Source organism: Mucilaginibacter sp., assembly GCF_039935595.1.
GTDB lineage: Bacteria > Bacteroidota > Bacteroidia > Sphingobacteriales > Sphingobacteriaceae > Mucilaginibacter.
In genome coordinates, this window is record NZ_JBDTJZ010000063.1 from 24,774 (window position 1) to 33,643 (window position 8,870).

The following is an 8,870-nucleotide window of genomic DNA, read 5'->3' on the forward strand; positions in this document are numbered from 1 at the left end:
TAATTATGGATGGCTTAATAGCGGGTGATAAAGTGCAGGGACGTAAGTGGATATACCCGCTTATACGTAAAGGGCAGTACTATAAATGGCGCAGCGCTATTAGCTACGTTTATTTGCTATTCTTTTTTACCGGTCCGTTTATCAGGATAAACGGGCAGCCGCTACTTCTTTTAAATGTTGTTGAGCGCCACTTTGTAATATTGGGGCAGGTATTTTGGCCGCAGGATATCTTTTTGTTTGTGCTTGCATCGTTAGTATTTGTGGTTTGCGTGGTGCTGTTCACCATTGCATTTGGCCGCATATTTTGCGGGTGGATATGCCCGCAAACCATATTTATGGAAATGGTTTTTCGTAAGGTTGAGGAATGGGTTGAGGGCGATGCCAACAAACGAAAAAAACGCGATGCGGGGCCCTGGACAAATGAAAAGAGATTAAAAAAGATAATTAAACACCTGTTGTTCATTATCATCTCCTTTTTAATAGCCAATACCTTTCTGGCTTATATTATTGGCAGCGAAAACTTAATTAAAATAATTACCGAGCCTGTTACCATGCACCTGGTTGGGTTTGCCAGTATATGCATATTCACTACGGTGTTTTATTTAGTTTATAGCCAGGTACGCGAGCTGGTTTGTACCGTTATATGCCCCTATGGCCGCTTACAGGAAGTTATGCTGGATAAGCATACTCTTGTTGTTGCTTATAATGACGTACGTGGCGAGCCGCGGGGAAAGCTCTCCAAAAATAACGACAACCTGTTAAACCCCAAAGGCGATTGCGTTGATTGCGGCTTGTGTGTATCTGTTTGTCCTACGGGGATTGATATACGTAAAGGCACCCAAATGGAATGCATTAACTGCACGGCCTGCATTGACGTATGCGATGAGGTTATGGATAAAATACATAAACCGCGCAGTCTGATAGGCTTTTATTCGGAAAATGGGATACGAACCAATGAAAAATTTTCATTCAACAGCAGGATGAAGGCTTATAGCGGTGTAATTATAGTAATGATGGGTGTTTTGTGCTATTTTATTTTCAGCAGGGGCGATATGGATATGACGATAATGCGGGGTGCAGGGATGCTTTATCAGGAACAGCCGGGGGGTTACATCAGCAACATTTATAATGCCGAGATCATCAACAAATCAAACAATAATAAAACAATAACTATTAGGGCCGAAGACCCGGCTATTAAAATAAAATACATACAGGCACCGGGTATTATTAACAAAGGCAGCGAAGTAAAAGCCATGTTTTTTATAATGATGCCGGCTTCAAAAATACACCAGCCTAAAACAGCCATAAGGTTGCAGTTAATTAGCGATAAACAAGTGGTACAAACCGTTAGTACAAACTTTGTAGGACCAATAAATGATTAATATATGAACTGGGGAAAAGGAATTATAGCGGGCATGATCATTTTTATGCTATTTATTATCAGTATGTGTGTTTATATGTTTTATATGCCTGCTGATGATTATGACCATCAATATTATGAAAAAGGATTAAATTTTGATAAGGAGTATAACCGGGAACGGCAGGTGGTTACTGATAAAGCACAACCATTAATTAAGGTTGATAGCTGCTGCATACAAGTTACCTTTCCGCAAGTTATTAAGGGGCATGTTACCTTGCTGCGGCCATCAGGCAGTGTTAAAGACCAGGTTTTTACTCTGGATAACAAAAACGGGCAACCTATAGAGATACTAACCGCCCACATAGCTAAGGGGCAGTGGCAATTGGTATTTAACTGGACCAGTAATAATAAAGCCTACCAGTATCAACAAGAAGTATATATTAAATGAGCGATTACCAGGTAGCATTTTTTATCGGCCTGTTTGGCAGCGTACATTGTGTGGGCATGTGCGGGCCGCTGGCGTTGGCTATCCCATCCTATCAAAATAAATGGTGGATTATTGTTTCAGAGAAAGTGCTGTACAACTTTGGCCGCATTATAACTTATACATTACTGGGTTTACTTATTGGTGTTATTGGCAGGCAATTATGGCTAATGGGCCTGCAACAAGGCGTAAGCATTTTAAGTGGTATACTTATCATATTTGCCGGTTTATCGCGCATTTTTAAACTTTATCTCCCCCGCAATAAGTATTTTTCAGTTCCTGTATCAGCATTTAACCGGATGTTGCACTATGCGCTGAAACAGCGGGCCGGGCATTTACTAATTGGTATGCTTAACGGGTTATTACCCTGCGGCCTTGTATACCTGGCCATGGTGGGCGCGGTTAATACACCATCATCATTAACCGCGGCGCAGTATATGTTTTGGTTTGGTATAGGTACTTTGCCTTTAATGTTGCTGGCTACCATAGGGTCGGGTTTTATGGGGTATGCCGTGCGCAGACGCATTAACAAGGCAATACCTTATGTAATGGTATGTTTGGGCTGTTGGTTTATACTGCGTGGGTTAAGTTTAAATATCCCTTATTTAAGCCCTGCTAAACAAACAGTAAACGGCGTTATTTGTCGTTAGTATTATTATCAGGAAAGTGATAACCGGCCCTATACGCTTTATCGGTTATTTCTTTAATCACTTCATCAAGCTCATTGGCTGATAACATTAGGTATTCCATCATTTGTGCTTTTTCATCTTGGTCCTTTGTGTCGGTAATAAGCGGTATTAAACCCATTATTCTTGTTAGAGGAGCACGAATAATATGCGATTGTATCCATGATATCTCTTTTAATCTGTCATTCTGATCTTCAACTGCTTTAACGTAAGCTAATCTTTCAGTAATGTCAGTTGATATCACAATATTTGCCTTTATGCCTTTATACATAATGGCGGTATATTGAACCTCTACATTCCTTAACTCGCCATTTTTCATTTTATGAACCGTTATACGTTGCCGGTGAGTTTTAAGCGGATTTATCCTGTCCTCACCTACTGCTTTTTCCATGCTTTCTATTTCGTCAGCCGGCCTTATATCCTTTATGGTCATTGATAAAAATTCATCCCTTGTGTACCCATAATTATTTATAGTTGACATATTTACATCTAAAAAATTTAATGAATTTACATCAACAACCCACATGGGTAATGGACTTAAATGAAACAAATCGCTATATCTTTTCTCAGATTCGAGCAAAGCAAGTGTAGCCTTTTGACGTTCTAAACTGTAAATAATGCTTTTATATAGCGAAGTGGATGTCAGTTCGTCTTTTAAAATATAATCTGAAATTCCTAACGAGAGAGACCTTACACCAAAATCAATATCTGCGTACCCGGTTAATACTATTATAGGTATATTTTGGCTACAGGCAACAATTTCTTTAATAAGTTCTTCTCCGGTTTTGTCGGGTAAGGTCAGGTCTAAAAGAATAACATCAAAATTACAATGCACTTTAATAATGTCAGAGGCAGCCTTATAGCTTTTGGCATGTGTTATAACAGGTGCAACAATTTGTTCAAAAAGAAAGTCCTCCACCAGCATATAATCACCGGGATTATCCTCTATAACCAATATTTTGTATTCCCTGCTATCGGCCATTATTCTTTAGGTATAGATACAATATTTATCCAAAAATCTTCAATTTTAGCAACCGCCCTCATAAAATCTTGCACTTCGATAGGCTTAGTTATGTAGCAGTTAACATGGTTTTTATAGGAACCTAAAATATCATTCTCTGACGAGGAGGTAGTTAACATAATTACCGGTATCTGCTTATATTTTTCATTGTTTTTAATATAAACTAATACTTCGTGTCCGCTTTTTTTAGGGAGATTGATGTCCAGTAGCACAAGCTCAGGTATATCATTCTTATCCTTAAGGTTTTCAAAAAAATCAATGGCTTTTTTTCCATCCCTCAAAACCGTTATTTTGTTGATGATCTTACTCTCTTCCAATGCTTCGGTGGTGAGCAAAATATCGCCTTCATTATCCTCAACTAACAAAATGTGTATTGATTTCATCTTTTTAGGTTTTTAAAATTGTGAAATAAAACGCGCTGCCTTCCCCTTCTTTTGACTCCACCCATATTTTCCCGCCCAAATTCTCTATGATCTTTTTGGTTACGGCTAACCCCATACCCGTGCCTGAATATTCGTCTTTGTTATGCAATCTTTGAAAAATGATAAATATCTTATCAAAATATTCAGCCTCAATACCTATTCCGTTATCTTTAACACAAAATTGCCAGAAATGGTCATCCTCTCCGCAAGAGATTTCTATGTGTGGGGGGGTATCTTTATATTGATATTTTAAACCATTGCTTATTAAATTTTGAAACACCTGCCTTATAGGCACTGCCAAAGTTCGTATTACGGGGAGTTTGTTAAATATTATTGTCGCTTTTTTCTCCGCTATCCGTTTTCGGTATAAAGCCATAATATCAGTAACAACACGGTTAAAATTTACTTCTTCAAGGTCATCAGCGGCGCGCCCAACCCGCGAAAACTCTAACAGATCAAGTATTATCTGCCGCATACGTTTAGCGCCATCAACCGCGAAGTTGATATACTGGCGGCCCTTATCGTCAATTATATCAGCATATTTCCTTTCAATTTGAGTTAAAAAACTGGTTACCATTCTTAAGGGTTCTTGCAAATCGTGCGACGCTACGTAAGCAAATTGCTCCAATTCGGCATTTGAAATAGCCAGTTCTTTAGTTTGCTTAAGCAAGTTTTGGTTAAGTTCTTTTAGTTTGATGTTAGCTATTTTACGATCAGTTATATCCTTAAAATAAACCGACAATCCGGTACCTGACGGATAGGCACTTATTTCGTACCATTTATTTAATGGCAAATAATAATCCTCAAAATGGACAGATCTATTTGTTTTGATGGCTTTATGATAATTTTTGTAGGATGTTGAATCGATCGAATCTGAAAAAACTTCCCATAAATTTTTACCTATCATTTCGCTTTTTGATTTCATTAAAACGGTCTGGGCGGTGTTATTCCAATAGGTAACTGTCCAATTTTCATCTAATGCAAAAAAAGCGTCGCCTATGCTTTCCAGTATGGTGTTGCGTTCATTATAGGCATCGGTTACCGCACTGATTAATGAGTTTTTTTGCATTTCCTCCGCCTTATGGTTAGTTACGTCCCTTTCAATAGCTATTAAATGTGTATAGTTACCGCTATCATCAGCTACAGGGCTAACCGAAAGATTTATCCAAAATTCTTCTCCGCTTTTTTTATAGTTTATAACCGTTATCTCACAGGGTTGAAAGTTGCGCATCGCATCGCTTAATCGTTTTAATTCATCTTTATCAGTTTTAGGTCCCTGCAAAATACGGGGCGTTTTACCTAAAACTTCTTCGGCAGTATAACCTGTCATTTTGGTAAAAGCATCATTTACATAAATAATGCGTGGGCCTGGTTCGTCTAAGGGCTCAATTTCCGTAATTAAAACTGCGTCTGTGGTATTGGTGATTACGGACTCGAGTAACCTAAGCTGCTTTTCCTCCTGTTTTTTTTGGGTAATATCCCTGATAAACATACATATACCACCGGCCGATGGATATACACGGTTTTCCTGCCATAAACCAAGCGGTTCGTAATAATCTTCATTACATACATATCGTTTTTCGGTCATTGCGCTTTGTATAGCCTGCCAGGTCAATGAGCCTACAGCATCCGGAAAAACCTCCCATATATTTTTTCCTATCAAGGTTGTTGGCTCTATTCCCACCATATCGCCTACGCGCTTATTGGCGTAGGTATAACACATATTTTCATCCAATGCAATAAAGCCGTCGTTTACGTTCTCCAACAGCGTCACCATTTTTTCCTCGGTAAGCTTGCGTTCGGTAATATCCGACCGTATGGCGACGTATTGATAAGGTTTTCCTTTATCATCCAAAAATGGAACAATGGTAGTGTCAACCCAATAATAATTGCCGTCTTTAGTTTTATTTCTTAATTCGCCCCGCCATATTTTGCCGTTAGCAATACTTGCCCATAAATTCTTTATGTATTCTTTAGTGTGGTAGGATGAATTGATAATCCGGTGATCCTGTCCTATTAATTCATCTTTACTGAATTTAGATATCCGGCAAAAATTATCATTAACGTGTTTGATTATACCTTTTTGATCGGTAATAGCCACGATAGCAGCTTCATCCAGCGCATATTTATAGGCGGATAATTCATTGATGGTTTGCTGTAATAACTCTTCTGATTTTTGTTGATCTGATATGTCTATGAAATTACATACAACAGCCTTTATATCGGCGTCATTTAGCATATTAGTAAACGTACATTGCAGCCAAACATATTGCCCGACCAACCGCCTGGAACGGAATTTACAGGTTTTAGGATTTCCGGGGCTTGCCAAAACATCTTTAAACACACCATTAACCGTATCCATATCTGCCGGGTGGATAAACTCAGTCAGTGTACTTGGAGTTGTTTTAGAAGTACTCCACCCCCCTATGCGCTCGGCTGATGGACTGCGATAAATAATGTTGAAAGATGAATCTAAAAGAGCTATTCCTGAGTAACTGTTTTCTATTAATTTTTTAAAGTGGATATCATCACCAATTAATTGAGGTGAAATATTTTTTTCGGAACTACTTTTACTAAAACGTAATGCCATAATAATGATATTAAGATGGTGTGAACGGGCAGGACTTTGGTTTATTAGGTTAATAAACCTAATGATTAATTTTTGATATTACAAGTGAAAACCTATTTTAATTACATAAAAGGCAATCGCGCTTTCATAAAAGTTAACAACAAGCAAACCCCGGCATTTTCTAAATAATTTAGTATGCCGGTAGTATACATAAATAGCCGATATTTATAGCATAGGTAAAAATGAATAAGTTTCATGTTACGACACTTAGATACAAAAAGAACGTATTTACATAATTTAAAATCGGCTTCATTACCGGGGGTAACGGATATATAGGTTTTACGCATTTTTTGCACCTGTTATTGTTTTATGTTATACAATAATGTATGATGTTTTCAGGATAAAACTTTAACGATACTACAGGCATTTAAATAAGAAGGTTTAATCATTTTAAATCCTCTGTTAATTTTATTTAGTTAGTTAGCAACGGTCCGGACCGTTCTTAATGGCACAATGATTGTATACACGTTAACAAATAAAAACTGACATGGGAATTTTAAAATTTGCATTAGTAGGCGCCGCAGTTGCCTACGGCATTACTGAGCTGACAAAGAAACGCGAAAACGGCACATCAATTTTAGATGACCTGGTTGAAAACGCGCCCGAATGGATGGATAAGGCTAAGGAATACGCTGCGCAGGCTGTTGATAAAATTAACAGTAATATAAAGCCAAACCCGGGCTATTCTGAATTTGACCAAACTTTGTAACTGAACTTTTATGGTAAATTTATTGTTAAGATTGTAACAATGCAATCGATTACTATCAATTGGTTTTTAATTTAGTGACAAAACCACTAATATTACAAACCAATTAAATTACCATGAATAATTCATCAAATACTTTTTTAGGTACCCCTTTTAAATGGGTACTATTAGTGCACACAGCAAGCTTATTGCTCTGCGTGTTTTTTTTAATCGTTAACCCGGCCTTCTCCAAAGAGCCGCCTGCCAAAGATGTGAAATGGGTAGGCACATGGGGTACGGCCCGCCAGTTGGTTGAGCGCAACAACATGCCGCCTGCACCGGGATTAACCAACAATACTTTACGTCAGGTGGTTTGTGTTTCAATAGGCGGCAAAAACCTGCGCTTACGATTCTCTAACGAGTTTAGTAAAAGCCCGGTTACGATGAAAGTCGTTCAAATTGCGGTATCAAAAGGCGGAAATGTCATAGATGAGGCCACCACCAAACAGTTAAAATTTAATGGCAAGGACGAGATTACTATGGAGCCGGGCGGCGAAGCAATGTCTGACCCGATTGCGTTTGATTTGAAACCAAGAGAATTAGTGGCAATCACCATAGCTTTTGGCGAAACCTCTGAAACGGTAACCGGCCATCCGGGATCGCGTACTACCTCTTATATCCTTACAGGAAACCAAACAGCGCCTAATACTGATTATACCACCGCAGTACCAGCCGAGCATTGGTATGTAATAACAGGAATTGACGTGGAGAACAGCAAAAAAAATGCAGGTTCGGTAGTTACTTTTGGCGACTCGATTACTGATGGGCGCGGCTCTGGCACTAATAAACAGGACAGGTGGCCCGATATACTGGCCATGGACCTATTAAAAAATAAAGCTACCAGAAACGTAGGTGTACTTAACATGGGTATTGGCGGCAATGCCGTACTTAGGGGAGGTTTAGGGCCTTACGCCATTAGCCGTTTTGAGCATGATGTACTTAAGCAAAGCGGCATTAAATGGCTAATTATATTTGAAGGTACAAACGATATAGGCGGAGCAGCGAGAAGAGACAGCGCTACGATTTCTAAAATAGCAACAGATCTTATTGCAGCTTTTGATAAAATGATAACCGAGGCCCATGCTAAAGGCATTAAAGTTTATGGAGCTACTATTACGCCTTTTAAAAAGAATGGCTATTATAGTGCAAACAGCGAACGCACACGTCAAAAGGTAAACGAATGGATACGTACCAGCGGAAAATATGATGCGGTTATTGATTTTGATAAAATCACACGCGACACTGCCGATCCTGAAATTATGTCAGAAACATTTGTACCAGGGCCCAATGCTAATGATCATCTTCACTTAAATGAAGTTGGCTATAAAACAATGGGCGATTCTATTGACCCGGCATTGTTTGAATAAACTATTAACATCAACAAATAAAATAGAGTCCCGGATAGCTTTCTGAGGCTCTATTTTTTTATACTCAATTTAAACAAAACGGTTAATTCATTATTAATAAAACACAAACAATAAGGTAACAGTTATGTTGCGTATCTATAAAACATCAACTCACAT

At 38.4% G+C, this 8,870-nt stretch carries 8 protein-coding genes; 5 read left to right on the plus strand and 3 right to left on the minus strand.

Annotated features, from left to right (window positions below):
- Nucleotides 1-5 precede the first annotated feature (5 nt).
- Genes ccoG through ABI367_RS03720 form a run of 3 tightly spaced genes read left to right on the plus strand, consistent with a single transcriptional unit; the run spans nt 6 to nt 2,494 of the window.
- The gene (gene ccoG, locus ABI367_RS03710; protein WP_462227708.1) at nt 6-1,382 is read left to right on the plus strand and encodes a cytochrome c oxidase accessory protein CcoG; all 1,377 of its coding nucleotides are present in this window, start codon (nt 6-8) and stop codon (nt 1,380-1,382) included.
- 3 nt (nt 1,383-1,385) lie between these two features.
- Nucleotides 1,386-1,808, plus strand: coding sequence for a FixH family protein (locus ABI367_RS03715; RefSeq protein ID WP_462227709.1), 423 nt, complete (start codon nt 1,386-1,388; stop codon nt 1,806-1,808).
- The gene (locus tag ABI367_RS03720) at nt 1,805-2,494 is read left to right on the plus strand and encodes a sulfite exporter TauE/SafE family protein (protein ID WP_462227710.1); all 690 of its coding nucleotides are present in this window, start codon (nt 1,805-1,807) and stop codon (nt 2,492-2,494) included. The genes ABI367_RS03715 and ABI367_RS03720 overlap by 4 nt, the downstream gene beginning before the upstream one ends.
- Here ABI367_RS03720 and ABI367_RS03725 read toward each other — a convergent pair.
- The 3 genes from ABI367_RS03725 to ABI367_RS03735 are packed head-to-tail and all read right to left on the minus strand — an operon-like array spanning nt 2,481 to nt 6,563.
- Nucleotides 2,481-3,512 (minus strand): response regulator, encoded by a 1,032-nt coding sequence (locus tag ABI367_RS03725; RefSeq protein ID WP_462227711.1) that lies wholly within the window; start codon nt 3,510-3,512, stop codon nt 2,481-2,483. The two genes, ABI367_RS03720 and ABI367_RS03725, sit on opposite strands and share 14 nt — an antisense overlap.
- Complete coding sequence (locus tag ABI367_RS03730) at nt 3,512-3,934, minus strand: response regulator (protein ID WP_462227712.1); 423 nt, start codon at nt 3,932-3,934, stop codon at nt 3,512-3,514. The genes ABI367_RS03725 and ABI367_RS03730 overlap by 1 nt, the downstream gene beginning before the upstream one ends.
- 4 nt (nt 3,935-3,938) lie before the next feature.
- Entirely contained in the window at nt 3,939-6,563 is a 2,625-nt protein-coding gene (locus ABI367_RS03735; RefSeq protein WP_462227713.1) for a PAS domain S-box protein, read from the minus strand.
- 526 nt (nt 6,564-7,089) lie between these two features.
- On the opposite strand from ABI367_RS03735, the gene ABI367_RS03740 reads away from it, so the two are divergent.
- Complete coding sequence (locus tag ABI367_RS03740) at nt 7,090-7,311, plus strand: YtxH domain-containing protein (protein ID WP_462227714.1); 222 nt, start codon at nt 7,090-7,092, stop codon at nt 7,309-7,311.
- A gap of 113 nt (nt 7,312-7,424) precedes the next feature.
- Nucleotides 7,425-8,714: an SGNH/GDSL hydrolase family protein gene (locus tag ABI367_RS03745; RefSeq protein ID WP_462227715.1), complete on the plus strand. Its 1,290-nt coding sequence runs from the start codon at nt 7,425-7,427 to the stop codon at nt 8,712-8,714.
- The last annotated feature ends 156 nt before the right edge of the window (nt 8,715-8,870 follow it).